The organism is Algoriphagus taiwanensis, assembly GCF_036245645.1.
GTDB lineage: Bacteria > Bacteroidota > Bacteroidia > Cytophagales > Cyclobacteriaceae > Algoriphagus > Algoriphagus taiwanensis.
This window is the reverse complement of record NZ_BTPE01000043.1, coordinates 1-496: the sequence shown is the minus strand read 5'-3', so window position 1 is coordinate 496 and position 496 is coordinate 1. Positions and strand designations below refer to the sequence as shown.

Annotated in this window: 2 rRNA genes; both read right to left on the bottom strand. The window is 53.6% G+C overall.

Annotated features, from left to right (window positions below):
- Positions 1-110, bottom strand: a 23S ribosomal RNA gene (locus tag AAA938_RS20190); the annotation flags it as partial.
- A gap of 126 nt (positions 111-236) precedes the next feature.
- Positions 237-496, bottom strand: a 16S ribosomal RNA gene (locus tag AAA938_RS20185); the annotation flags it as partial.

Sequence of the window (496 nt, the reverse complement as noted above, 5' to 3'; positions counted from 1 at the left end):
TCTACGGATCAAATCGCATTGGCCAATCCCCGTAGCTTATCGCAGCTTATCACGTCCTTCCTCGCCTCTGAGAGCCTAGGCATCCCCCGTGCGCCCTTATTCACTTACTTCTACTTCAATCATCCTCGCGGATGAATCTGTTACAGTTTCTACTTCAATATGTCAATGAACTGATGACCCACGTCGGGTCAGTGTCAAAGTGTGTAAGGCGGCTGATGGCAGTCTTCTGTTTCCAGAAAGGAGGTGTTCCAGCCGCACCTTCCGGTACGGCTACCTTGTTACGACTTAGCCCCAGTTACCGGTTCTACCCTAAACGGCTCCTCACGGTTACCGCCTTCAGGTCTACCCGACTTCCATGGCTTGACGGGCGGTGTGTACAAGGTCCGGGAACGTATTCACCGCGCCATGGCTGATGCGCGATTACTAGCGATTCCAGCTTCACGGGGTCGAGTTGCAGACCCCGATCCGAACTGAGACGCACTTTTAGAGGTTGGCT